The organism is Paractinoplanes hotanensis, from assembly GCF_023717965.1.
Classification (GTDB): Bacteria; Actinomycetota; Actinomycetes; order Mycobacteriales; family Micromonosporaceae; genus Actinoplanes; species Actinoplanes polyasparticus.
On record NZ_JAMQOL010000015.1, the window covers coordinates 96,238 to 122,403 of the forward strand.

18 protein-coding genes and 1 pseudogene are annotated in these 26,166 nt (G+C 66.1%); 17 read left to right on the top strand and 2 right to left on the bottom strand.

Features of this window, described 5'->3' with window-relative positions:
• Nucleotides 1-275: 275 nt before the first annotated feature.
• From fxlM to LXN57_RS12090, 9 genes are all read left to right on the top strand, one after another.
• Nucleotides 276-1,484, top strand: coding sequence for a methyltransferase, FxLD system (fxlM, locus tag LXN57_RS12050; protein WP_251798138.1), 1,209 nt, complete (start codon nt 276-278; stop codon nt 1,482-1,484).
• A 70-nt stretch (nt 1,485-1,554) separates the two neighbouring features.
• The gene (locus LXN57_RS12055; protein WP_251798139.1) at nt 1,555-1,719 is read left to right on the top strand and encodes an FxLD family lanthipeptide; all 165 of its coding nucleotides are present in this window, start codon (nt 1,555-1,557) and stop codon (nt 1,717-1,719) included.
• Nucleotides 1,720-1,928: 209 nt separating this feature from the next.
• Nucleotides 1,929-2,093 carry an FxLD family lanthipeptide gene (locus LXN57_RS12060; protein WP_251798140.1) on the top strand — a complete coding sequence of 55 codons (165 nt, stop codon included), beginning with the start codon at nt 1,929-1,931 and terminating at the stop codon, nt 2,091-2,093.
• 171 nt (nt 2,094-2,264) lie between these two features.
• On the top strand, nt 2,265-5,279 hold the full coding sequence (locus LXN57_RS12065; protein WP_251798141.1) for a lantibiotic dehydratase: 3,015 nt from the start codon (nt 2,265-2,267) through the stop codon (nt 5,277-5,279).
• The gene (locus LXN57_RS12070) at nt 5,279-6,493 is read left to right on the top strand and encodes a lanthionine synthetase C family protein (RefSeq protein WP_251798394.1); all 1,215 of its coding nucleotides are present in this window, start codon (nt 5,279-5,281) and stop codon (nt 6,491-6,493) included. Before LXN57_RS12065 ends, LXN57_RS12070 begins: the two co-directional genes overlap by 1 nt.
• 17 nt (nt 6,494-6,510) lie before the next feature.
• Nucleotides 6,511-7,323, top strand: coding sequence for a thiopeptide-type bacteriocin biosynthesis protein (locus LXN57_RS12075; protein WP_251798142.1), 813 nt, complete (start codon nt 6,511-6,513; stop codon nt 7,321-7,323).
• Nucleotides 7,324-7,442: 119 nt separating this feature from the next.
• Nucleotides 7,443-8,405: a hypothetical protein gene (locus LXN57_RS12080; RefSeq protein ID WP_251798143.1), complete on the top strand. Its 963-nt coding sequence runs from the start codon at nt 7,443-7,445 to the stop codon at nt 8,403-8,405.
• A gap of 73 nt (nt 8,406-8,478) precedes the next feature.
• Entirely contained in the window at nt 8,479-9,138 is a 660-nt protein-coding gene (locus LXN57_RS12085; RefSeq protein WP_251798144.1) for a hypothetical protein, read from the top strand.
• A 272-nt stretch (nt 9,139-9,410) separates the two neighbouring features.
• Entirely contained in the window at nt 9,411-10,454 is a 1,044-nt protein-coding gene (locus LXN57_RS12090) for an HNH endonuclease (protein WP_251798145.1), read from the top strand.
• Nucleotides 10,455-10,594: 140 nt separating this feature from the next.
• On the opposite strand, the gene LXN57_RS12095 is transcribed toward LXN57_RS12090, so the two are convergent.
• Complete coding sequence (locus tag LXN57_RS12095) at nt 10,595-11,746, bottom strand: competence protein CoiA family protein (RefSeq protein ID WP_251798146.1); 1,152 nt, start codon at nt 11,744-11,746, stop codon at nt 10,595-10,597.
• A gap of 973 nt (nt 11,747-12,719) precedes the next feature.
• Between LXN57_RS12095 and LXN57_RS12100 the strand changes: the two genes are divergently transcribed.
• The 4 genes and pseudogenes from LXN57_RS12100 (at nt 12,720) to LXN57_RS12115 (ending at nt 16,030) form a co-directional block, all read left to right on the top strand.
• Nucleotides 12,720-14,006 carry a HEPN/Toprim-associated domain-containing protein gene (locus LXN57_RS12100; RefSeq protein ID WP_251798147.1) on the top strand — a complete coding sequence of 429 codons (1,287 nt, stop codon included), beginning with the start codon at nt 12,720-12,722 and terminating at the stop codon, nt 14,004-14,006.
• A 316-nt stretch (nt 14,007-14,322) separates the two neighbouring features.
• Nucleotides 14,323-14,409, top strand: a pseudogene (locus LXN57_RS12105) (IS5/IS1182 family transposase); the annotation flags it as partial.
• A 270-nt stretch (nt 14,410-14,679) separates the two neighbouring features.
• Nucleotides 14,680-15,348 carry a hypothetical protein gene (locus tag LXN57_RS12110; RefSeq protein ID WP_251798148.1) on the top strand — a complete coding sequence of 223 codons (669 nt, stop codon included), beginning with the start codon at nt 14,680-14,682 and terminating at the stop codon, nt 15,346-15,348.
• 325 nt (nt 15,349-15,673) lie between these two features.
• Entirely contained in the window at nt 15,674-16,030 is a 357-nt protein-coding gene (locus LXN57_RS12115) for a hypothetical protein (RefSeq protein ID WP_251798149.1), read from the top strand.
• A gap of 41 nt (nt 16,031-16,071) precedes the next feature.
• Here the strand turns inward: LXN57_RS12115 and LXN57_RS12120 are convergent, their stop codons facing one another.
• Complete coding sequence (locus tag LXN57_RS12120) at nt 16,072-17,226, bottom strand: IS110 family RNA-guided transposase (RefSeq protein WP_251798150.1); 1,155 nt, start codon at nt 17,224-17,226, stop codon at nt 16,072-16,074.
• 346 nt (nt 17,227-17,572) lie between these two features.
• On the opposite strand from LXN57_RS12120, the gene LXN57_RS12125 reads away from it, so the two are divergent.
• The 4 genes from LXN57_RS12125 (at nt 17,573) to LXN57_RS12140 (ending at nt 26,115) form a co-directional block, all read left to right on the top strand.
• Nucleotides 17,573-18,607 (top strand): IS110 family RNA-guided transposase, encoded by a 1,035-nt coding sequence (locus tag LXN57_RS12125; RefSeq protein ID WP_251798151.1) that lies wholly within the window; start codon nt 17,573-17,575, stop codon nt 18,605-18,607.
• A gap of 587 nt (nt 18,608-19,194) precedes the next feature.
• A complete protein-coding gene (locus LXN57_RS12130) occupies nt 19,195-19,800 on the top strand; it encodes a DUF5317 family protein (RefSeq protein ID WP_251798152.1) in 606 nt (201 codons plus the stop codon).
• A gap of 1,291 nt (nt 19,801-21,091) precedes the next feature.
• The gene (locus LXN57_RS12135) at nt 21,092-23,971 is read left to right on the top strand and encodes a hybrid sensor histidine kinase/response regulator (RefSeq protein ID WP_251798153.1); all 2,880 of its coding nucleotides are present in this window, start codon (nt 21,092-21,094) and stop codon (nt 23,969-23,971) included.
• Between the two features lie 107 nt (nt 23,972-24,078).
• The gene (locus tag LXN57_RS12140) at nt 24,079-26,115 is read left to right on the top strand and encodes a response regulator (RefSeq protein ID WP_251798154.1); all 2,037 of its coding nucleotides are present in this window, start codon (nt 24,079-24,081) and stop codon (nt 26,113-26,115) included.
• Nucleotides 26,116-26,166 lie beyond the last annotated feature (51 nt).

Genomic DNA, 26,166 nt, shown 5'->3' on the forward strand with positions numbered 1-26,166 from the left:
GCCATACCTGAATGCCTACCGATAGCGGCTATCCCCCAGTGGGGTTACGGAGTCGAGGCGTTGTCCTAGCAAGACCCCAAGCCGCGAGCAGGATGGCCATAGCCCAGGGCGGGACAAAGACCGGTCGAAAAGGCGCGTTGCGCCGATCGTCCACCCGCCCCTGATCAGCCGATCCCGTCCCAGCCCTGCTGGGCGGGATCTCAAATCCACTGAAAGATCCAACAGGGCATCGCCGGACGTAGCTACGGCGGACCCAGACCGGAGGGATCGATCCGATGACAGTGCAGCTCGATGGCGCTGGCGCCATGCGTGAGGCCATGGTGGCCGCTTTGCGCAAAGAAGGTTCCATCACCAGCGGCAGCGTCGCCTCGGCGATGAACACCGTGCCGCGGCACGAGTTTGCTCCCGACGAGCCGCTGGTGAACGTCTATCAGACGGGCACGACACTGTGGCCCAAGACCGACGCCAACGGGCGAAAGACCAGCGTGGTCTCGGCCGCGAACATCCAAGCGATTCAGCTCGAACAGGCAGGCGTTGGGCCGGGGATGAACGTGCTGGAGATCGGCAGTGGGGGTTACAACGCCGCCCTGATCGCGGAGGTCGTCGGACCGACCGGTTCGGTGACAACCGTGGACATCGACGCCGATATCGTCGACCGTGCCCGCGCGGGTCTGGCCAGGGCAGGGTACGAGCACGTCAACGTGGTACACGCCGACGCCGAGCACGGCGTCGCGGATAACGGGCCGTACGACCGCATCATCGTCACGGTGGGGGCGTGGGATAGCCCGCCTGCCTGGCTTGATCAGCTCACCCCGAATGGCCGGATCGTGGTGCCGTTGCGCTTCGCTGCGATCACCCGGCTCATCTCGTTCGACCGGTCTCCGGACAGCCCGAGTCTGAGCGCCGACAACTACCGGCTCGGCGCGTTCGTGCCGATGCAGGGCGACGGCGCCGCCGACGAGAAGCTGACTGCCGTCACTCCCGATATCGGCCTGCGAGTCGACCAGAACAGCACGCTGACCTTCGACGTGCCGGCGCTGCGTAAGGCGCTCAACTCCAAGCCGGTGCAGAGCTGGTCGGGCAAGCCGTTCGACATGCCGGACGAGCTGGAGCTGTACCTGCTGACCAGTGGGCCGGAGATGCCGATGTTGCACGCCGCGCAGGACGCCGTCGATCAGGGCGTCGTCGACCGCACCGTGCGTATCGGCACCCCGGCGCTGGTGCGTGGCGGATCCTTCGCCTACCGGGTCAAGCGGGAGAACCCGGAGACCGTGAGCGGCTACGAGACCGGCGTCATCGCGCATGGTCCGCAGGCCGAGCAGGTCGGCGGCGAGCTTCTCTCCATGATCCAGACCTGGGCCGGTGAGCACTACCGGCGCAACGCCGCGCAGATCGCCTACCACCCGAACGGGACCGACACGAGCGGCCTCATCGGGTGGCACACCGCCAAGCGACACGGGGTCCTGACCGTCGCCTGGTCCTAAGAGCTTCGGTGCTCCTCGGCCTCACCGGGAGCACCGGGGAACCCCGATCACCGCTATCAGGGAGGTTTCTATGTCCCCGTCCGCCACGGTCCTGCCCGACCTCGAGGACCAGACCACCGACGGCTTCGACCTCGACATCGACTTCATCGAGGCCGGCGGCACCGTCGAGCACATCATCAAGATGACCGAGGACCAGTGCGGCACCACGTGTGAGTCGGCCTGCACCAGCTGCTGACCAAACCGCATCTCCGCAGCCCGATCGCCCGGCCACCCCCTCTTCCCGGATCAACACGGTCCATGGCCTGGCCTGGCAAGTAGTGACTCAGCGGTCATGTGACGGCCGCGGCTCACCAACACGGGCAACAGGTCCTAGAAGCTTCGGTGCTCCTCGACCTCACCGGGGAGCACCGGGGAACCCCGATCACCGCTATCAGGGAGGTTTTTATGTCCCCGCCCGCCATCGTCCTGCCCGACACCGAGGGCCAGACCACCGACGGCTTCGACCTCGACATCGACTTCATCGAGGCCGGCGGCACCGTCGAGCACATCATCAAGATGACCGAGGACGGCTGCGGCAGCACCTGCGCGTCGGCCTGCACCAGCTGCTAACGAGCAGCATCCTCCGGCACGTCGTTCGGCCAGCCAGCCTTGCCGGGATGGCCGTGCCCTGAGACGAACTGCTGACGTCGGAGGTAACGAATGCCCCGGCCCTGCAAGCCCGCGCAGGGCCGGGGCGTTCCCACCCCGACGTCAGTCAGACCGCGACCTGGGGAGGCCGCCATGTACCGCAGCGTCGAAGACGCCATGACGCTCAGGGCCGCCGTGCTACGCCCGGATCAACTCGGTTCTTGGCCTGACTTGACCAGTAGTGACTCTGCGCCCGAATGGCGGCTGTGGCTTACAGAGACGGCGCTGACGATTCCCGGATTCGCGTCCGCCGTGGCACACGCCTCCCCAGACCTCGCCGAACGGGCCGCCGCCGTGATCAGCGGGAGCGCGTCCCACGCCGATGCTCGGGCGGTGTTGTTCGCGGTCATGCGCTACCTGCTGCGCGCCACTACTCGTGCCACGCCGTTCGGTCTGTTCGCGGGTGTCGCCCCGGCCACTGCAAGCCGCGACGGCAGCGTTCGATGGGGCTCTGTGCATCAGCCCGTTGTTCGCCTTCAGGCCTCGTGGCTAACCGCCGTCATCGATCGGTTGGAATCCGACGCGGAACTCCGTCGGCGTCTGATGGTGCGCGCGAACAACTTGCTGGTAGAGCGGGCCGACAAGGTGATCCTGGAGTACCGCGCTGCCACGAGCGACCCTCGCGGTGCGCCGGCACATCTGCGGATCGAGGCGACCGAGGTCATCCGTGAAACGCTTGCACTGGCCGCTGATCCGATCCGGTGTGCGGACTTGATCGGCACGTTGGTGGCGGACGGCGTAGCACCTCGAGAAGGGGCGGAGCGGCTGGTCGGGCAGATGATTGCGCAGCGCGTGTTGCTGACCAATCTGCGTCCGCCGTCTACCGAGACCGAACCACTCGCGTATCTCGTGGGTCAACTCGGGGCCATCGCCGCCGAGGGCGGCACTGTTCCGCTACTGGATCAGCTCGTTGAGCTTCGTGACCTGAAAGAGCGTCACGACCAAGCCTCGGACAAGTCGACCACTGCCACGCTTCGCCGGGACATCTGCGGTTCCGCTGCTCAGATCCATCTGGGTTCAGCCGTGGGGGTGGACCTTTGGTTGGACTGCGATCTCGTGCTGCCAACGGCGGTGACAGCTGAGGCATGTCGCGCCGCCGCAGCGCTGACCCGTCTCGCTCGTTCGGCATCGGCCGGATGGCAGGACTGGCATACACGCTTCTTGAATCGCTATGGCCTGCACGCCGTGGTCCCTATTCTGGACGCCGTCGATGCCCAGGTCGGCCTCGGTTACCCGGCCGGTTTCGCCGGGATGCCCGCCGAGGCTGCGGCCGTGCTGAACGACAGGGACCGCCGGTTGATTGCAGTGGCCCAGGACGCTGCCCTGCGCCGACAGCACGAGGTGCTCCTCGACGATGCCCTCCTGGAGAAATTGGCCGGCGCGACGGCAACAGAGATCGCTCCGACCGCCGAACTCACTGTCCGCGTCCACGCCGACTCCCTTCAGGACGTAGCGGAGGGCGACTTCCACCTGTCTGTGGTGCGAGCCTGCCCGCAAGCGTTCGCGACCGCGGGCAGGTTCCTGGACCTGTTCGACAAATCCGCGCGGCAGCGGATAGCCACTCGCGCATCCGAAAGCCCGCCAGCCAGCGCAGGAGCGGTCCTGGCCCAGTTGTCCTCGGTCACTCGCTACACCATCAGCCTGGACGTCAACCGTGCTGCCCAGACCCTGCCCCATGTGATACCAGTCGGTGAGTACCACCCCGGGTCCCCGACGGCGATCAGCTTGGACGACATCGCCGTGACCGCAGACGCGCATCGCCTATACCTGGTCTCAGTGTCCCGGCAGCAGGCGTTGCAGCCTATCGCGGTCAACGCCGTGGAGCCGGTACGTCACGCCCACCCTCTCGCCCGGTTCCTCGCCGAGGCGCCGGTGGCCTTCGCCGTCCAGTGCTCGCCGGTGGAATGGGGGCCGGCAGCCAAAGCCCTGCCGTTCCTGCCGGCGTTGCGCTACGGCCGCACGCTGCTTAGTCCAGCGCGGTGGCTTCTGCGCGCTGAGGAACTACCGGACCGGAAGGCCCCCTGGAACCGGTGGGAGCAGGCGCTCGCCGCGTGGCGAGAGGTTACCACCTGCCCCGCTGCCGTCTTGCTCGGAGTCGGTGATCAAACCCTTGGACTCGATCTGAACGAATCCGCTCACCAAGCGTTGCTGCGCGACCATCTGACTCGCCACCCCACCGCGCTGCTGCGCCTCGGGCGCGACGGCGACGCCTGGCTCGGCGGCCACCGGCACGAGATCGTCATCCCGCTGACCGCCACCGCACCACGGCCGCCAGCGCCCCGCCTTATCAGCCCGCCGATCGACGTCCGCAACCATGGAACCCTGCCGGGCAGCGATCACCTCTACCTGAAAATCTATGCCCGCCCCGGCGACCAAACCGCCATCTTGAGCGCGCACGTGCCCCGGCTTCTGGCCAGCCTGCCGGACACAGGCACCTGCTGGTTCCTCCGCCACGCGGACCCCGAACCCCACCTCCGGCTGAGGATCACCGGCCTGCCCACCAACGCCGTCACCGACTGGACGCGAGAACTCGCCGAGGCAGACCTGACCCGGCGAGTCCAATGGGACACCGATTTCGGGGAGCCCGGCCGTTTCGGCGGTCCGGACGCCTACCGCATGACCACGGCCGTCTTCGCGGCGGACTCCGCCGCCGCGCTCGCTCAGCTGGCCGTCATCGAGCGCCGTTCCGCGCCGGACTGGCAGGCGGTTGCCGCCGCCAGCATGGTCGACCTCGTCACGGCGGTCATCGGTGATCCGACGGAGGCATTGCGATGGCTGATCGCCCACACTCGGACGCATCGCCCCGCGCCTGCACGGCACATCTACGACCAGGCCGTTCTTCTGGCCAACCCGTACGACCGCTCCGCCGTAGTGGCTCTCCCGGGCGGCAAGAACGTGATCGACCGATGGTCGCAGCGCCGCCTCGTCCTGACCGCCTGGCGCACCGAGCTGCCCGCCGTCAGCGCCGTACCGCCGGTCGAGCTGCTGCCTGATCTGCTGCACCTGCACCACGTCCGCGTCGCCGGGCTCGGCCTGGACAGCGAACGAGCCTGCCTCCACCTCGCTCGCGCCGCCGCGCTGAGCTGGACGACAAGGAGCGCCCCGTGATGACTCCCACCATCAACCCCGCCGACCAACTCGTGGCGGTCTGCGACACGCTCGGCGACCCCGCCATCGTCGGCCCGTCGCCCGATGGCCGTACCCGCCCTCAATCCCTCGCGGGAGGCGCGCTCGGCATCGCCCTGCTGCACATCGAACGAGCCGTCTCCGGACACGGCGATGAAGCCCTCGCGCACCGCTGGATTCGTGCCGCGGCCAGCGAGCCGGTCAGCATCGGCCGCAACTCCGATCCCTTCCACGGCGCGCCCGCACTGGCGTTCATGCTGCACACCGCCCGGCCCCTCGGCGGCTACCGCCGCGCCTACGCCGACCTCACCGACGCCACGATGACCCTCACCCGTCAACGACTCGCCGCCGCTCACGACCGCATCGACCGCCGCGGGCCACTACCGATGTACGAGTTTGACCTCGTTCACGGCCTGACCGGACTCGGCCTCTACCTGCTGCACGCACATCCCGATCACCCCCTCAGCACCGGCGTGGTCGGCTACCTCACCCGTCTCACCGAGCCTCTCGGCGACGACACGGGACTACCTCCCTGGTGGATGCCCGCCGGCCTCGCCGGCACGCCCGACCCGAAATTCCCCGAAGGCCACGGCAACCTCGGCGCCGCCCATGGCATCAGCGCCGTCATCGCCCTGCTCGCCTACGCCATCGGCCACGGCCACAACACGCCAGCAGCGAACGACGCCCTCGCCGCCCTGACCCGGTGGACCGACGCCCACCGTCAACACGACGACGTCGGTGTCTGGTGGCCCGCACACGTGACCCCGGGCACTGACCCGGTCCGGCACCGGCCGTCATGGTGCTACGGCACGGCAGGAACCGCCCGCGCGCAGCAGCTCGCCGGGATCGCGCAGAACGATCCAAACCGTCAGCGGCACGCGGAGGAGGCGATGCTCGCCGTGCTGAAGGACGCCACGCAGCGCGACCGGCTCGACGGAATCGGGCTCTGCCACGGCCGGGCCGGGTTGCTCCAATCCGCCTGCCGGATGAGCGCCGCGAGCACCGACCTGAGCCGAGCGGACCAGTTCGCCGCGCTGATCCCGGGACTCGCCGGTGACCTGGCGAGCCAGCTCACCGCCGACGAGCACGACGTTCCCGAGCTGATGAACGGCACGGCCGGAGCAGCGCTCGCCCTTCACACCGCCACAGTAGGCACCCCGGCCACCAGCTGGGACGCCTTCCTCGCCCTCAACTGATCGAGCGGAGGCCGTCGATGACGACACTCGAATGGCGGCAGGCCACAATCACCTTCCCCGACCCGCACACCGCCGAGCAGACCGCCAAGAGCCACCTCGCCCCGATCATGGCCGAAGCCGAACGCCAGCAGCACATCACCGCCTGGTTCTACGTACGAAAAGAAAGTTGGCGGGTGCGCTTCGCCCCGGCCGCGCACGACGCCGACAACTACGTGGTCAACAAACTGGAACGGCTCACCCAAGGCCACCACCTACGTGCCGTCATCCCGGGGATTTATGAGCCGGAGGTCCATGCCTTCGGCGGCGCCGAGGGTATGCACGCTGCGCATCAGCTGTGGCACCACGACAGCCGCCACCTCCTTCTCGACAACGATGGCGCAGCCGCCCGCCAGCGCGAGACGTCGATCATGCTTCTGGCGGCGATGATGCGAGAAGCATCGCTCGACTGGTACGAACAAGGCGACGTATGGGCACGCGTCGCCGAACATCGAGACCCACCGGCGCCCGGCGCTACCTCAGCTCTCCTGAACGCAGTGAAGAGACTCCTCACCGTCGACCTGGCCAGTCTCACTCGCCAGGAAGGGGCGCTGGCCGGCTACCAGACCTTGATCGAGGCATACGCCGCTGCCGGTCAAACACTGCTGTACCTCAACGAGACCGGCCACCTTCACCGCGGGCTACGAGACGTGCTCGCACACCACGTGATCTTCTCGTGGAACCGACGAGGCATACCCGGCTTGCAACAGGCAGCACTCGCTACCACAGCCGCGAACATCATCTTCGGCCCCGATCCGGCGCTCGACGTTCTCGCGGCCGACGGTGCCTCATGAACCCGGATATCGCCCGCAGGTTCCCCCTGGTCGCTCGGACACGGCCCCCCTGCGCCCCGCTGGACGAACGCGTATCCGACCTCCAGGAACGCGCACACCACGCCCAGGAGAACGGCGATGTGACAGCAGCCACCGCCGTGTTCAACCTGGCTGCACTCGTGGCATCCGACTGCGGCACACCCGACCTGGCACGGACCTGGTGCCACCGGCTCGCCAACATCGCCCCGGCCCACACCAACGAGCCCCGGCACGCCCTCGAACCCATCGTCAACCTCGCACGTCTTCACATCCGGGCGGGCAACGGCCCCGCCGCCTGGACGCTGCTGGAGGAGCTGTTCCAGGCCATCGATACCCGCACGGACATCACGATCGACGGCATCACCATCCCGGCCGCCGCACTCACTGCCACGCCCGGGACGCACGCCGAAACACGAAAGTGGCTATGGACGGTCCTGCTCGGCACCGGCGCCCAGGCCCTCGCCACCGCCGGCCGCTGGGAGGAAGCGAGCCAACGCCTCGGCCAATACAAAGGAATCGGCGCCCGCATGCTCGACGGCCGACAAGTCGCGATCATCGCTCACGCCGTGGCAGGCCGCAGCGAGCAGGCACGAGCGATGCTCACCGCAACCCAGCCCGGCGAACCGTGGGAAGACGCCGTCACCGCCTGCCTGTCCCTCCACGTGCCCACCGGCAGCCCGGCCGACCCGACGGCCGCCGCGCACACCGCCTACGAACGCCTTGACCATGGCGAGCCCGGACTCGTGGTGTTCCGTATCCGGCTCGGACTCATCGTCGTCGACGCTCTAGAAGGCGGCCACCCCGCACGACGGCGCGTCACGGCGAGCCTGATCCGCCAGGCCATGAGCGACGGCTACGCCGCGCGTGCCCTCCTGTCCCACCCTGGGCGCCTCGACCTCGCCACAGCCCAGCAAATCCGTCAATTGAACGACCTGATGTCCGCCTGTGGCCTCGGGCTCGGGACCATATCCCCAGGTCATCTCGCCGCCCTCAGCAGCGCCCTCGACACCGCCGAATCGGTCATCGAGCACCAGGAACAACGAGAGCCGCATCTGCCGGTGTGAGCAGCCGTCCAGCTCCACCTTCCTCAGCGCAATCCGGTCCCACCCACGCACGGCAGCCCCGAGGAGACGAACGATGCCGCTTGAACTACTACTCGACTCGCGCACCGCCGAGGAGTTCATGCACACCTGGCCGGCTGCACCACAGCTATTGAGACTTCCGGCCGACGGCCGGGCACTGACACGCGTGATCAGCGCCAACACCAGCCGCTGTCGACATCCTCGACAGCGGCTGCTTCCCGCCAGCAGACGTGAACATTGTCAAGAACGACAACGTGCGTCACCCTCGCCTGTTCACGTCCGACACCGGCTCGATCCGGTCAAAATAAGACAGTGGGGCGCCCGCGGCCACACCGTGCAGATGCGGCATCTCGAGCGATGGCTCCACGGGAATGCGACCATCACCAAATCGATCCAGCACCAGACCGGCTGCACCACCATCACGGGCGCGGTGTACGGTCGCGTCCTCCGCGACCCGCAGCGACCGAGCGAGGGCGGCATGAAGATCGAAAAGGGTCCGGTCGCGCTGGATCTTCTCCTCGATCCACCCGGGCATCATCGGCTGCCGAACGACGATGACGAGATCGTCGACCGGGCGCTCAGCGTGCAGGCATGGGCAGGTAAGCCGGTCACGATGGTGTCGCACGACACCGGGATGATCATGCGGGCTCGAACGGCGGGGCTCGACGTCTTGAAGTTGGTCAAGGAGTACGGCAGGGAGCCGAAGAAGAGGTAGCGCCCGCAAGAGGGAATGCCGAGCAGCCGCGAGCGCGGCGACCGGAAAACGGCCGAGCCGCAACACCTGGAGCGCGGTGCGCAGCTCCGGTTTTCCCGGACCGAACTCCCGGCGCCGCGCTGCCCGCCCCGCTCACACTGGAGGCGAGCAGGAAAAAAGGCTCGAGCAGGCGGTGCGCCGCGCGTACGACGCCGAGGTGGCGCGCCGGTACGTGCTGGCTGCGACGGCGACCCGCGGGCATGTGCTCTCCTAGGAAAGGTGAGGCGCGCGGCGTGGACCCGCGGAGCCTGTTCTCCGGTCCCGCGTGGCGTGTCGACCGGTTCGGCTCTGAGGAGCTGCGCGAGTGGTTCGCCGAGCACGGGCGCATCACACTCGCCAAGTGGCGCGCGATGACGTCCACGGATCGACAACATATGACCCCGTTAGTCGGGCAGAAGCCGGATAGCCTGCCGGATGTGACCCAACGTGCTCCAGAGTCGATGTCGATCTCCATGCCCGACGGAACGGCGATGGACATCGAGCTCCGCCCCGACGATCCGGGCGAGACGGTCGAGCTCACCATGATCGAGCCGATCCACCGGCGCGTGTTCGAGCGCTGCCCGATCTGCGGCGACCCGGCCACCTCCGAGGAGCACGTCCCGCCAGAGCGGATCGGTGGGAAGAAACTGACCTTGACGTGCGAGCCGTGCAACAACCGGCTCGGCAGCTACGTCGAGCCAGACCTGATCGACTGGGTCGAGGGCGCGATTTCTCGGCCGCTGCTGCGGTCGGACGCCGTCCAGGGGCCGCGGAAGGAGAAGCGGCTCCTGGTGCGCAACACCCCCTCCGGCGAGTTCGTGCTGGTGGTCGACGGGCGCGCTCACCGTGACCTCGGGACGATGCTGGCGTCCGGTGAACTCGACCTGGACGCCGTCCTGCCGAACTGGGACCGCTGCAAGATCGCGCTGCTGAAGCACGCGTACCTCGCGGCCTGCCTGACGTACGGGGTGATCGAAGGCGAGGTCGCCGACGAGATCCGCCGCGACTTGGTCGCAGCCCGGGACGCCAAGAGCAGGCAGGACGTGCCGATGAGCAGGCTGGCGATGGGGTTGACGGTCTGTCGAACCTACGAGCCAACCACGGATGAGCCCGCGATCAGGGCGGTGCTGCATGAGCCGTCCGGGGATGTTGAGGGCGTACTCCTGGTCGGACGGATTTTTGTGTCCTGGTCGTCGGCCGTATCTGCGGAAGCGCCAGAGGTCGGCCGGCGCCAGTTGGGCCGGACCCTCGAGGTGGGCGCTCCTGCCCAGGGCACGGTGACCTCGGTTCGTCCCTGACCGGAGTGGGCCGACGAGAGGCCCGCGGCGCGGCACGAGTGGAGAAGGGCGTCTACCACGTGACCGCGGCGATAACGTCGGTCCCTATGACGCGAACGGCCTGGGCCGAGCCACTGGGCCGGCCGCGGGCCGTCAGCGGGTTACTGACGGCGGAGTTCGTCTTCGGCGCACGACTTGTGGCAGGCGCGCATCTGGTGGTCCCGCACGTTCGTTGCCTTCCGGCAGATCCGGCACGGGAGCGCCTGCTTCGCCCAGTGTGCGGCGCTCGACCAGTCCAGAAACACCATCGGTGGGCGCGGCGGCGCGGCGAGCGTGGCTCCCACCGGGGTGCGGTCGGCGCCGGGCGACGCCGACGGCCGGTAGCCGCTGTCCTGCCCGTACTTGCACGCCGACTCCGTGAGACGGGGCTGACTGTCGACGCGGGTGATGACCCCGCCGAGTGTGGCACCGTCGGCGATCGTGCCGGTCAGGTCGACCTTTTCCAGGTCCGACGCCGGCACCCAGAACCACACCGACCGGTGCGCGGTCCGCTGCACGTTCACCGGGACCAGCTCGCGGGCCGCGGCCTTGATCACCAGGTCATCGAAGCGTTCCAGGGCGCGCGCGTCCGACCACGATCCGTGCCAGCCCCTACAGGGGCGGCCAGCCTTCTTGTCCGGGCACACCGTTCCCATCCGCGCGCACTCCTCGATCCGCAGGGCGCGGACGCCGCCGCGCACCGGCAGTTCAGTGTCGGACAGGTACTCGTTCCACGGCTTCCGGTCGATCCGCGCCCACGGCGCCTGGTCGATCACCTTCGACGTGCGGCTGTTCGTCATCCACGCGGGGGTAATGCCGTCGTCCGTCGCCACCTTCGACCGGCGGCGCACCGTCGCCGCGGTGATCGGCGAAAGCTGCGGCTCGAATCCGATCTCCACGCCGGCGCCGCGCACGAGCACGTCGGTACGCCGGCGCCGGTGCTTCGGGCTGTCCTCCACGATCGCCTCGAACCCGCCGGACTCGGCGGCCTTGGCGATCCGCTCTTTCAGCGCCTTGTGCTCGTCGCTCTCGCCCGACGTGGTGTGCTCCGGGCAGTTGATGTGCCGGGCCTCGCGCGTGCCGTCCTCGTTCTCCCGCAGGTACAGCCACGGCGGGGCGCCGGCCGGGTGATCCGGGTCGATACACTGCAGGGTGCCCGACTTGCACTTACCGTGCAGTTGCTCCCACAGACCGGGCAGCTCCGAGACGCCAAGATCCAATTGGGACAAATCCAGCACCACGCCAAACTCCACGTGGAGCACGTTCGTACGCATCCGACCACGATACGTGTGGGGCAACGAGCCGCGGGCCGACGGCGCGGGGCCGGGGTGCCCGAATTCGCGCGAAGCGCGCGAACTGTGATCGACCGTGTGCCCTGGTGAAGATCTTTTTGAGGATCAAGTTGGCTTCCTCCTCCTCGATTTCGAGGGCGGCGACGATCTGCGCGACCGGGTCGCTCACGTCTGAGGAGGAGGTTTATGAGGGGACTGAGGAGAAGGGCCGTCCTTTTTCGCCGGGCTCTGTGGCCCAAAAGGACCAGCTTTGGGCGGCCAAAGGCCGGCGATTTCGGACGGCCTTAGCGTTGGCCTGGTCATCCAAAGCCCGGCCGAAAAGGACGGGCTTTGCGGGGGCGTGGTCGACCGAGTCTTCCGACGGGGGTGACCACAAGGTGTCGCGGCGAGAATCGGCCAGGAGGGCGCCCGTGCCGATCAGCTCGGCTCGACTCGGGAAGCGGTATCGAGTCCGTTGTTGGGCCGTGCCGCCCGGGGCTGTGCCTTTCTGTACCGGAATTACATGGCTTCGTAGCATTGCCAGGCTTGGGCTTCTGTCGGCCATCGCCAGGCAGGGTTGACCCACGCCGGGACCGTCGATCACGCATGGATCACGCCAGGGGCCGGCCGGACGCTCGCTCGGCAGATGTGCGCGAAGCCTCGATCCGTCCGGCGATCAGGGCGCATGCTTCGCCAGCGCATTCATCTGCCGAGAATATTGCGTCGGGGTAAAAAGGTCGCCCAGTGACGCGATCAACACGATGGTCCGCTGCCCGGCTGATTGCCCATGTCAAACACCGGCCCAGGCCACCCAGAACTTAATTCGGCGAGAGGCACGGTCTGAAGTTCCACCTCCTCCAAACCGGACACCGGAGTTCATGCTGCGGGGGCGGAGTTCCCGGTCAGCGGCGGGGCCGGCAACCGGACGGGGTATATGGGCTTGACTCTCGGTCCCCCAGTGCGCCACCATGCGAAAATGAACACCTACCAATGCATATATGTAGAGAGCCGCGAGGTATTTTCGTATAAAGATGATTTCCGCGACGAGTTACTTCACCTGTTTATAAGCAATGAGGTGCAGCGCTTAGCCGGAACCAGCGCAGCCAAATTCGCTTGGGGATTGCTTCCTGCCGGATCGCCGCGGATAGAGGATGGCCTGGTCGATCAGCTCGCAGTAACGGTCCTTCAAGCGACCGCATCCACGCTCAGGCAAAGGCTTGATGTATTGGGCTATGGAGAAAAGGAATTACGCCGACAATACGCAGCCAGCCGCGACTTGGAGGTCAAGCGCCTAGAAAAGGTCATTGCAGATTTGCAGGGCTTGCCGGCATTGGACCATTTGTTGGAGTACAACCATGAGAAACTTGAGCATCTGAAGGACTTGCCATTCGATCTTTGGCTTGAAGGCGCTTCAGCGCACATTACCTTTAAGCGCCAAGCATCCGCACCCAGTCATCCAACCACTGGGCCGCTGGCTATTTTCAAGGAGGCGGACGCACGTTGGCTCCTTAGAATCCTGGCCTGCATTGTGGAGCCGGACGCCTTGGTCACGCTTGATGTGACCGAGATGGACTACGACGGACTTCTGGACCGGGGATTCTTAATGGACACCGATGGCTCAGGTTATCGCGCAGTCTTCAATCCCGGCCCGCCAATCGTAATAACTGAAGGGCGCTACGATTCGAAGGTCCTTCGCGCGGCGATCGAGATACTTATGCCTCACCTTTCGCACTACATTAGGTTTTTTGACTTTGAATTCGGAAACGAAGGTGGCGCCTCCTCGACCGTTAAAACACTGAAGAGCTTCGCCGCCGCCGGGGTGTCGAACAGAATCATAGCCCTCTTCGACAATGATGCTGCAGCCTACGAGGCAGTACTTGGCCTAACTGGATACAGCCTGCCGCCGCATTACAAAGTAGTCCACTATCCTCCGCTCGAAAGTGCCCGGAGTTACCCGACGATCGGCCCAACGGGAGAATTGGAGATGGACGTCAACGGGCTAGCATGCTCGATTGAGCTCTATCTCGGTGACGATATACTGAGCGATGAAGGCGGCAATCGTACGCCGATTCAATGGAAGGGATTCATGGGTAAGGTGAAGCGATATCAGGGAGAAGTAGTCGGCAAGAAGGTCATTCAGGATGCATTCGATCGGAAGGCTATTTCGGCGCTTGCAGACCGTCGCCTCATCGGCAAGCAGGACTGGTCGGGTATGCGCCTCATACTGGATCGGATATTTGAAGCTCTTGCCGTCGACGAATGAGACGGGCTTGAGTGCCCAGCATCGCCCAGCCCCACGAGAACATGCCCGGCGCGGCCCAGGCATCGGGGCCGCTGCGCGGCTCCTCGGCCCGGCACCGAGGCCACATCGAGGAAATCGCTTGGCCGTTCGCCGGTGACCGGCCAGAACGCCCCACCGGTGCAGCGGGATTGGACGGGGCATGAGCGATTCACTGAGCCTTTTCCAACCTGATCTTGCAGGTCAGCGCGGGCCAGCAGGGGCCGCTGATCGATGAGGGCGAGGCTCCAGGTAGGACAGCAAATCGACCAAACCCGATGCCCCGACCGGGAGCCTCACCATGCTGTCCTACCCCGCCACGATCTCGTTGTCCAGCCGAACCCTGAACCACCTCGCCGACCGCATCCGCAGCCACCGCCAGCAGCGCAGCTTCGCCGGGCGGTTCCCGTGCCGATGTTGGTCGAGCCCGCACTTACGCTCGGCCGCAGCGCGAATGTCATCCAGCGTGAAGTGGACATTGATTACTCGCCAACCTCCATCGTGATTGCTGGCCGTACGGCCTATCGACAGGGCCCGACCAGGAGGATTGGATATTAGTCGGGCATGTGCATGCCGTGCCAGCATGGCAACGAAACTTACCAAGATTCTAAACTCGAACATCCCGAATGGTGCATCTGGGCCGGCGAAAGGGTGACCAATGAGTGGATCTTCAGGCTCCACCGCCGCAAAGGTCACCGTAGGCGGAATTGTAGTTGCAATTCTTGCCACTCTAGGTGCCGTTGCTGACGTCAGCAGCCTGTTCAGCTTCATCACTGGTAACACCCTGAATGATCTTCAGAATTCCGAGGATGGTGGGGCCGCGAACGGACCCCGTAGTACTGGCAGCAAGCTGCCCTCCTCGAGGGCCCGGCAACCGACATCACCACCAACCAGTCCGGTGCAAGGCCCACCACCTGCCTATTTGAATGACCTAGAACCAGTAGGGGGCAGTAATTCATTCAACGAAAAAGGGACCTTCTACATCGACGGCCGGGAGTACGTCTACTCCATGAGCTTTGCCACTACGTTCGGAGACGAATCTGAGGCGGTTGAGTTCGCCCTCCAAGGTCGATACTCGAAGCTTTATATCGCGCTTGGGCTCAGAGGAGACGCTCCTGAGGATCAAGGACCGAGCGCCTGCCATTGGCGCATCCTTGGAGACGGAAGGGAACTCAAGGAGGGAAAGACGGTGCGCGGAAAGCATATAGAGATAAAGTCACTGAAGATTTCTGGCGTCGTTCACCTTAAAATTGTGGCAACGCAGACCAAAGGAATCGAAAATGCAGTTCCCTGGCCATGCACCATGGGCAACGCGAAGGTAAGCTAAAGCTACGGTGTTGGCTCAACGGCGTTGTCTAGTGGATTGGCGGCGTGCGTCTCCAAACTTGCGCCAAATCATCCTTTGAACCGTGACGACAATCCGGCCCAGCGACTCAGTGGGTCGCTGGTCCCAGCGTCGTTCGGATACACAGAGTCGGTCGATTCTCGGCTATGACGAGTGCCCTCATCTGCCGCCGACCGTGCGCGCGGCTGGCAGTAAGCCGTCACGCGGTGTATCGCAGGTCGGTTCGCCCCGACGCACGCTCCTGCGGTTGAGCGGGCGCCTGATGTATTCGCTCGCTGCGCCAAACGTGGCCTTGTAATGTCCCCTCGTGTCCTTGGTCGATCTACGCCACGGCTTCCGGGACGAAGCACAGCTCCGCCTGGCTCAGGGCGTTGTCATGCTGCGCCTCGCTGACGACCGCGAACAGGAGGAGTGCCGAGTGCTGATGAAGTTCTTCTGGCAGCTCGCGATGACATATCAAGAGGTGACCGAGGCCGAACTCGATCGACATATCAATCCCAGCAAACGTGAAGTCATCCAGAACCTCATCGACGCGATCAGGCAATCGCCGGAAGCCGTCGACGCATGGATAGACAACGCATCGAGGCGCTTCCCATTCGTTCAAGACCGCGGCTACGCGGCTCTCAACAACGATGATGGTCAAGAAACCGACGATCAAGCATGAGGGACCGAGCCCTTCAACGCACTGATTTGGTTCCCCTCTAGTCAAGGGGTTGCGGCGAGGTTTGTTCTACGCTTGCGAGTGGCGGGTCCGGGTTGTGACTTGTCCGAAGAGGCGACCGTCGGGATTGGGCCGTCCGCGCTGGAATGCAGAGTCGCTCCCGTCTGTCCTCCCGGGCCCGTCGCGTTGATGCGGGCGCGTTTGGCGTCGTTGACCATGCGCTTGTAGACCACGTCGGAGAGGTGGCGTTTGAGGGCGCGGAGGGCTTCCATGGTGGTTTTGCCCTCTGCCAGACGGCGCCGGTAGTACGCGCGGCCGGGGGTGTCGTGGCGCAGTTGCACGACGGCCATGATGTGCAGGACCCGGTTGATGCGCCGGTTGCCGGCCCGGGAGAGGCGGTGGCGCTTCTGATCGCCGGAGGATGCCTCGATCGGGGCGGTGCCGTTCCAGGAGGCGAAGTGCGCCGCGGTGGCGAACCGGTTGATGTCGCCGACATCGCCGATGAGTCGGGCCGCCGTGGACGGGCCGATCCCGTTGAGGTCGGTCAGTGAGCTGCCGGCCGCCGTGACCAGTCGGCGCAGTTGCTGGTCCGCCGCCTTGATCTTGGCGTCGATCGCGGTGAGTTCGTCGATGAGTTCACCGGCGAGGTGGTGGCGGGTCTGCGCGGCGATGCCCACCGGGGCCGGCGCAGTGCGCAGCAGGTAGCTGGCCTGGGCGTGAGACAGGAATTTCTTGGCGCCGCCTGGGATCAGCTCAAGCAGCAACTGGTGGATCCGGTTGACGGTCTCGGTGCGGGTGCGGCCCAGCTCGTCGCGGCGGTCCACCAACAGCCGCAGGGCGACGGTGGCATCATCGATCTTGACCCGGCGCAGAGCGGGGCTCCGCAGTCCGGCCACGGCCACGCTGTGCGCGTCGACCGGGTCGGTTTTGCGGCCTTGCCCGGTGTCGAAGACCCGCACCCGGGCGGACAGTTTCGCCGGCACGTCCAGGACGGTCTCGCCGTCGGCGACCAGCCGTTGGGCGATGTGCCGCCCGATGCCGGCGCATCCCTCGACCGCCCAGATCCGGTCCGGGAACCGGCGTCCGGCCGCCAGTAGTTGCGCGTAGCCATCGGTGTCCGTGCCGTACCGGCCCCGGGCGAGTACCCGTTCCCGGGCGTCGATGACCTCGATCGTGGCTGATCGCTTATGTGGATCCATCCCGATCACCACACGACCTGACGCACGACTCATTCGCTGTTCTCCTCCGCTCGTACACTATGGACGATGGGCGAGGAGGGCAACGCTACTTTGAGCTGGGCATACCCCTGACTTGTTGAATCTTGGTCAGGCGCGATGGGTCTGCAGCCCGTAGCGTCAGGGCGCCGGTCGGCACTGGCTCGCAATCCCCTTGCCGCTCTCGGGTTGGCTCATCAAGAGCGTGCCGACGCTGGCCGGCGCCCGGCCGTGGCGTGGCTCAACAGAGGCGTGATTAAGAATTTCTTCAAGTCAGGCTGCCCGCCACGGCGATCTCCCCTGTTCGCCTGGTGGAAGGTTCCAGCTCTCCGTGATCACGATCGGTATCGACCCGCACAAGTCCTCCCTAACGGCTGTCGCGCTCGACGAGGCCGGCAAGACGTTGGACTCGCGGCGGGTCACCATCAACACCGCGGCGTTCAAGACGCTGACCGGGTGGGCGGCCCGCTGGCCGCAGCGCCGCTTCGCTGTCGAGGGCGCCGCCGGGCTGGGGCGCGGCATCGCTCAGTTGCTGGCCGCAGCCGGCGAAGACGTTGTGGACGTGCCTGCCACGCTCGCCGCTCGAGCACGGCTGCTCGACACCGGCGGGAGTCGCAAGACCGACGTCGCGGACGCCGCCAGCGTTGCGCACGCCGCTATGCGCCGGCCGCGGTTGCGGCCGGTCATCGCCGAGAACGACCACACCCGGCTGCGGCTGCTGTCCGAACGCCGTGACGACCTGGCCCGCGAACGTGTCCGGCTACTCAACCGGCTCCACGTGGTGCTGCGTGACCTGATCCCCGGCGGTGCGGCACTCGACCTCACCGCCGACAAGGCCGCGACGTTGCTGCGCAGCGTCCGGCCGATCACCGCCACCGACAGCTGCCGTCGAGACCTCGCCCGCGAAATGATCGCCGACCTGCGCCACCTGGACCAGCGGTTGACCGCCAACCAAGCCCAGATCCGGCAGGTCTTGGCCGAGACGCACTCCACGATCACGGACATGCGCGGCGTCGGGCACCTCATCGCCGCCAAGATCCTCGGCCACGTCGGCGATGTCTCCCGCTTCCCGACTGCTGATCACTTCGCGAGCTACACCGGCACCTCGCCGTTGGAAGCGTCCAGCGGCGAACGCCGCCGCCATCGGCTCAACCCCACCGGCAACCGCCAGCTCAACACCGCACTACACACCATCGCGCTGGTCCAAGCCCGCGATCCCGGCCCGGGCCGCGTCTACTACCAACGCAAAATCGCCGAAGGAAAAACGCCCGCCGAGGCTCGACGGGCACTGAAACGACGCCTCACCAACGTCCTTTACCGCCACCTCATCAAAGATCAACTTAGGCTAACCCTTGGCAGGGGTTGACACACAGAGGCGCTCTTGAGCCACTCCCGGCCGCGGTGACCAGTGGGCGCACGCCAAATCAGAGTCACACCCGTATGCCGTGGACAGCCGCTAGAGAGAACGACCCACTGGCCACCTCGACCTAGCCTGGCCGGGCTGAGGTCGTAGATCAAATTAAACAAGTAGCCGCTGATCGGGCGCGGACCCGGCCGCTGGTCGGAACGGAAACCGCTGCTGTCCGCGAGTCTGTCCCGACGCTCGTTGAGCTGCTGCCAAGACCGAGGGCGCTCACCGGGTCCGAGCATGACCGACGTTCCCGCTGGCCCTCACGTCGCAAGCGCTGTCTCGCGCGCGTCTTCGCCATCCAGGTTGTGGCCGGCGACGACGGCGGGCCTGGGCATGAGTCGCCGACGGCTCTGGGCAGGACTTCACCCGCAGGGCTGAGTACGCGCCGACTTCCTGCGGCGGGCCGGCCAGCGTAGCCGTCCCGCGATTTCCTGTCGTCCATTGTGTCCGGCAGTGGCGGCTGTCGGGTTGGCGGCAGTGTCCGGTCCGCCGCAGGCATAGAAACGACGATACGGACTCTTCAGCAGACCGGAGGAGGCGCGGTGTCCTTCAGTTTCTTTCTGCTCACCGTCACACCGCCGGTTGCCGGGGTGGTGCTCGGCTACCTGGGTGGCGGACGCCTTTCCGGGTTCCAGGCCGTCCGGGTACGCGCGTTGTGGTTGGTCTGGGTGGCCGCCGCCGTTCAGTTCGCGCAGTACTTCGCGCCCGACGTGCGGCGCCTCGTCGAGGACGCGCTCGGTATCTCGATGCTCGTGCCGGTCTTCGCGATCGTGCTCGCTTGGCTCGCAGTCAACCTGAGCCACTGGCCGGCCGCGATCCGCATAACCGGCGTCGCGATCGTGCTCGGCGCGTCGATGAACGCCCTGGTCATCGGGCTGAACGGCCGGATGCCGTACGACCAGGCCGCATCCGCGAAGGTCGGCCTGCCACCCGGCCTCGAAAGTCCGAAGAACCTGCCGGCCGACACCTCGACCCGGCTCGCCGCGCTCGGCGACGTCATCCCGGTACCGGTGGTCCGCAAGGTCGCGAGCCCCGGCGACGTCCTGATCGGCGGCGGCACCTGCGCCCTGGTCATCCTCGTCATGCGTCGCGGCCGCCGCGACGAGGAGCCGGCCGCCCTCGGCGTGCCCGCGGCGGCGGCGGTGTGAAGCCAACCCCGAACCGATGGAAGGACCGCGCCTATGACAGCACTGTGACCCGGCGGCGGCCGGCACCCTTGATCACCCTGGCACCTCTGCTCTACACGGTCGTGTCCTGTACATCGACCGCCTGATCGACATTCCAACCTGGAGGCTGAATCATGGCTCGCGCACTCTCTTGGCAGCGCATCGTGCTGACTGCCCTGACCCTGGCCACCCTCGCGCTGCTGCTCTACACCATCGGCGCACCGAGTGAGATCGCGGGGTAACCCCGCGAACAGCGGGCGGTCCGGCGGCGCCACTGGCCGCGCGGCCGGACCCGGCCCGGTTCGGCGGGACGGTCAGAGCCAACACCTCAATCTCATGTCGCCGACAACGCTCGGCTTGCCGCTGCCTGGCCCTCGTCAGTCCTGCTCGGCAGCGGCAGGGCTTGCGGTCGGTGCGGCGAGGACACCTCGGCGCACCATTTCCGGCGCATTGATGTGCCGCGATCCGCGCGCTACGCAGCGTCACGGCGAGGCGAGCGGCTGACGCACGGACATGCCGATGTGAGTACATCCGCCGAGTCGTGCCTGCCGAGATTGATTCCGTGGACGAGGTCGGCGACGATCGGCATGTGAGCGAGGCCGGGAGCTTTGTAGAACTGCAAATCAACGAGGTTAGGAACTCTCAGTCGGCTGAGGCGCCTGTGACCGTGCGAAACCTCCGGGGCACGGTTTCCGCGGAGCCAGATTCCACCGACTCAACAACTCGGCGGACGTGATCGACCTAGAGCTGACCCAGATCGTCTGGTACCAAAGAACGGTCGACGAAATCTCGGGCGGCCACACGGCCCTGGTCATGCTAAGTGGGTCGGGCGCGCGCGTCCTTCGGTCGGGTGCCGTAGCCGACGGCTGGCAGCACATCGAGGGCCGCAATGGTCCAAGTCTCGTCGCGCCCTGAGTGGTGGACCGTTTGACTCGTGACTTCCAGCCCGCGTACGAATCCGCGCTGGGCCCGCCGAATAGAGTTGCATCCAAGCCCTGGAGAGAATCCGGCAACACCTGGCGCACGTGGTCCTTGGCGCGCGTGGTGGTGTCCACCCTGACAGCTAATCACGCCCTGGTAGCTGCGGAGCCCAAACTCGTCATAGGCACGGAGCCGCCTCCGGCAGGTTGTGGCGGCTGTCCTTGTCGGCGGCTCGACTGCGTCCGTTCACTGGCGGAACCTGTCCGGCCGGCCCGTAGGGATGAACGCGGCAGAGCTGATGGATGGGGGGATAACGCCACATAAGATGCTGGAAGGGATTTAGTCTCGGCGCGTGGATGGCGAAGGTTCTGGCGAGCGTCAGGAGATCAGTGGCGGGGTGGGCGTTGCGCGCGGGCGGGACGGGTCGGGTCGCCGGTGGCGGGTGACGGTGCGTCAGGTGTTGGCGGCCGGTTATCTGACGGTGTTGCTGGGGCTGGGTGTGATTGCGGCGATCTCGTATTTCCGTATCGAGGCACTTGTGCACGACCAGGGGGCCTACCGGAAGAACCGGCAGGTGTTGGATCAGATCGCGGCCGTTCGGAGGGACATCCTGAATGCCGAGCGGGGTCAACGCGGGTTCCTGCTGACGAATCAGGAGCGTTATCTGGCTCCCTATCAGCGTGCCGTGGCGGCGTTGGACGGCGATCTTGCCACGTTGACGGTGCTGGTCAGTGACGATCCTGGCCAGCGGCTGCTCGTGCAGCGGTTGGACGCCCCGTTGAGGAGCAAACTGGCCGAACTCGCCGAGTCGATCCAGGTGCGTCGCACCGCAGGCTTTACTGCCGCTCAGCGGGTCGTGCTGACCGGCCGTGGCGCCGATGACATGGCCGTCATCGAGGGTTTGGTGGAGCAGTTACGGAACAACGAGTTGGAGAGGCTGGAGGAGTACGAGCATCTGAGTGCCGCGAATGCCGCTCGTACGCTGAATCTGATCTTGTGGGGTGTGGCGGGTTGTGTGCTGCTGGCGGCGGGGGTCGGCTTGGTAGTGACGCTTGCCGTCGTCAGGCCGATCGGTCGGGTGATCGGCGCGGCGAAGCGGGTCGCGGCCGGGGATCTGGAGTCTCGGGCGCCGGTCTCGGGCATGGCGGAGTTCGCGGAGCTAGCTGATGCGGTGAACACGTCGGTGCACGTCATCGGGGCGGCCCGCGACGAGGCGCTGGCGGCGACCGAGGCGAAGTCGGAGTTCTTGGCGACGATGAGTCATGAGATCCGGACGCCGATGAATGGTGTCATCGGGCTCACCGGGCTGCTGCTGAAGACGGATCTCGACGACACGCAGCGCCGCTACACCGAAAGCATCCGCTCGGCAGGACGGGCCTTGATCGCGGTGATCACCGACATCCTCGACTTCTCCAAGATCGAGGCTGGCGCGCTGGTCCTCGATGATGTGCCGATCAATCTGTGCGCGATGCTGGAAGACGTTCTGGACCTGATGCGGGAGAACGCTCGCGCGAAGAACCTGGAACTACTCGGGATATGCGATCCGGCGCTGCCGGCGTGGGTGTGCGGCGATCCGGTACGGCTACGGCAGATTCTGCTGAACTTCACGACCAACGCCATCAAATTCACCGAATCCGGAGAGGTTGTCATCACCATCCGGCCGGCGGGAGTGACGTCTCTGACGCCAGTGGTAGGGCTTGAACCGTCGGACGATCGGGTTCAGCTGCGGTTGGAGGTGACCGACACCGGGATCGGTGTCGACCCGGCCGACGGCGACCGTTTGTTCGGCGCTTTCACCCAGGCGGACTCTTCGACGACCCGCCGGTTCGGGGGCACCGGGTTGGGCTTGGCGATCTGCCGGGAACTGGCCCATGCGATGGGCGGCCGGGTCGGCGTAGACAGCCAGCCGGGACAGGGCAGCACGTTCTGGTGCGAGGTTTCCCTTCGGCGTGACACTACGGAGCAGGAGGCGGCCTCGGACGTGACCGCCCGCCTGCGTAACTGGCGCGTGTTGATCGTCGACGACAATCCCTCCAGCCGGCGCCTGATCAGCGAACAACTCTGCAGTTGGAAGATGCATCCCTCGACGGCGGCGTCCGGCAACGAAGCGCTGCAGCAGTTGCAGGAGGCAGCCGATGTCGATCAGCGGTTCGACGTCGTGCTGATGGACCACGTCATGCCCGGCGAAGACGGCCTCGAGGTAGCGGCGCGTATCCACAGCGACCCTTACATCGCTCCCGTACCGGTCATTCTGCTGTCGACGGATCCGGTGCCGACCGCAGTCGCCGAGCAAGCGGGCATCACCTGCACGGTGACGAAACCGGTGCAGCAATCACAGCTGTTCGACGCACTGATCTGCCTGGCCGCCGGCGCGTCGTCCCCGCAGAGCACGGAGCAGCATGCGTTGCCCTCCTCGCAGCCGCTCGTCGAGCAGGGCCGGGTGTTGCTGGTGGAAGACAATGACACCAACCAGCTGGTTGCCACCGGCGTGCTGGACGGCGCCGGATACCAGGTCGATGTGGCCCGAGACGGCGAAGAAGCGCTGCAGTACCTCGGCCGAGGCCCGTACGACGTCGTGCTGATGGACTGCCAGATGCCGCGCGTGGACGGCTATGAAGCGACCCGCCGCTGGCGAGCGCAGGAACAACACAACGATGCCGGCCAGGTGGACAACGATGGTCCACCGAGTCGGCGGACTCCGATCATCGGACTGACGGCTGCGGCACTCAAGTCCGACCGTGAGCGGTGTCTGCAAGCCGGCATGGACGACTACCTGACCAAGCCCTACGATCCGGACGACCTCATCACAGCTGTCCGCCGCTGGCACACCGACCCTGTGGCCAACGCCCCAGCAGACCAGGACCAGACACCAGCCGAACCGGCGGCCGCGGTGACGGAGGTGACCACCCGGCTCGAGCAGCTGCGCTCCTACGTCACACCGCAAACCCTCACTGCCATGATCACCTCCTTCCTCGACGACGGGCCCCTGCAACTAGCAGCCCTGAACGAGGCTATTCCGGGCAACGACCCGAACGCCGTCATCACCGCAGCGCATCGCCTCAGCGGCGCCGCCGGCAGCCTGGGCGCCGGCAGCATCGCCTCGCTGTGCCAGTCTCTGGAGGATCAGGGCCGCCGTAGCGACCTGAGCCACGCCGGCCCGGTCCTGCATCAGCTGCGGGACGAGTTTCACGGCCTGCAGCAGTACCTGCGGCAGGTCATCGACGATCACTGACCAACGATTATCGAACGGACCGTACGCACGGGCCGATTCCCTTCTAATATGGCATAAGGGTCTATCGAGAATTATGTCCTGATAGCTTTCACTGTCCGAGGAGTGACATGGCTACGGTGCTCGTCGTCGACGATCAGGCCGTTAGCCGGCGTCTCACCCGCGACCTGCTCGGATACCGGGGCCACCGGGTCATCGAGGCGCCCGACGCGGAACACGCGCTGCACCTCGCCCACGCAGAGCATCCCGACCTGGTGCTGACCGACGTGCTGATGCCTGGCGTGGACGGCTACCAACTGGCCCAGAAACTACGCTCCGCGGACGACACCGCCCGTATTCCCATCGTGTTCCTGACCGCGAACTATCTCCCCGAGGAAGCCCAGCCGTTCGCCGAAGCCTGTGGCATCGACAAAGTGATCCTCAAGTCCGCCGACCCGCACGAACTGCTGCAATCCGTCGACGACGTGCTGAGGACCGGACACGATCCGACGGCCACCCTCGACCCCGGACGCGCCCAGGCAGCACATCTGCGGGCGGTCACCGACAAACTGGCCGAGACCAACCAAACCCTGGCCGACACCGAGGAACGATTCCGCGTGATCGCCGAGCAAGCACCCATCGGCATCGCGTACGGCGACGACCACGGCGCCGCCCACTACATCAACGCCCGATTCGCCGCCATCATGGGCATGTATCCCGACGACCTGCTCGGCCGCGAATGGATGACCTGCACCACTGACGACCTGCACTCCGAACTACTCGCCGTCATCAGCAGCGACATGCCCCAACGTCAACTTCGCCACCGCAGCCAGATCCAGCGACCCGACGGCACCGCAGTCTGGCTCGACGTCCAACTACAGCCCCTGCAGCAGGACAGCGCCACCCGCGGCTTCATCTGCATCGTCGACGACGTCACGGCAATCACCCAGGCCGAACAGGCCCGCCGAGACGCCGAACGCCGCCACGAAGCCGAGGAACACGCCCGCACCACCGAACGGATCCAAAGCCTCAGTAACCTCGCCGGTGGCGTCGCCCACGACTTCAACAACATCCTCGGCGCCGTCCTCGGCTATGAAACCCTGCTCACCGAGACCATCAGCGACCTGGCCGCGGCCGGCACCCTCGACGAGCGAACAACCGCAGAGCTTCTCAGCGACCTGAGAAACATCCGCACCGGCGGTGAGCGAGCCACCGGCCTCACCCAGCAACTGCTCACCTTCGGCAGCCGCAGACTGATGAACCCCACGCCGCTGGACCTCAACGCAGCGATCCGGGAGACCACTGAACTCCTGCACACGACCCTCGGCCCGAACATCCGCGTCATCACCCACCTCGACCCCGGCCTGCGGCCCGTACAAGCCGAACCAGCCAACATGAGCCAAGTACTGCTCAACCTCACCCTCAACGCACACGACGCCATGCCCGACGGCGGCACCCTGACCGTCACCACCCGCAACGTCGACACCGGCGAAACCGGTGACTCTCCCGACCTGCCACCGGGAAAATATGCACGACTCAGCGTCAGCGACACCGGCCACGGCATGACACCCGACGTGCTGCAACGCGCCGTCGAACCGTTCTACACCACCAAACCCCGCGGGCAAGGCACCGGCCTCGGACTGGCCACCGTCTACGGCATCATCAACCAACTCGGCGGCCTGCTACACCTCACCTCAAGCCCCCAACAAGGCACCACCGCCGTCATCCACCTCCCCACCACCGACACCCCCACCCAGACTCCAACGCAACCGGCACCCACCGCCGGCGGCGGCGCGGAGACCGTACTGGTCGTCGACGACGAGGACGGCGTCCGCGACATCACCGCACGCATCCTCACCAAAGCCGGATACCACGTCCTCACCGCATCCAGCGGCCCTCAAGCCATCGACACCGTCGAAAAACACCACGCACCGATCGACCTCGTCCTCACCGACGTCGTCATGCCCGGCATGCTCGGCACCGAACTCTGCACCCACCTGCTCAGCCACCGACCCGGCACCAAAGCACTACTCATGTCCGGCTATGCCGGCGACATCATCACCGACAACGGATCCCTGAACACCCACCTGCCGCTCCTCGCCAAACCCTTCACCGAAGCCGACCTACTAAACACGGTCCGAACCACGCTCAACACACCAGCGATCTAAACCACCCTCACTGAGCTTTTCCAAACTGATCTTGCAGGTCGGCAGTCCCGA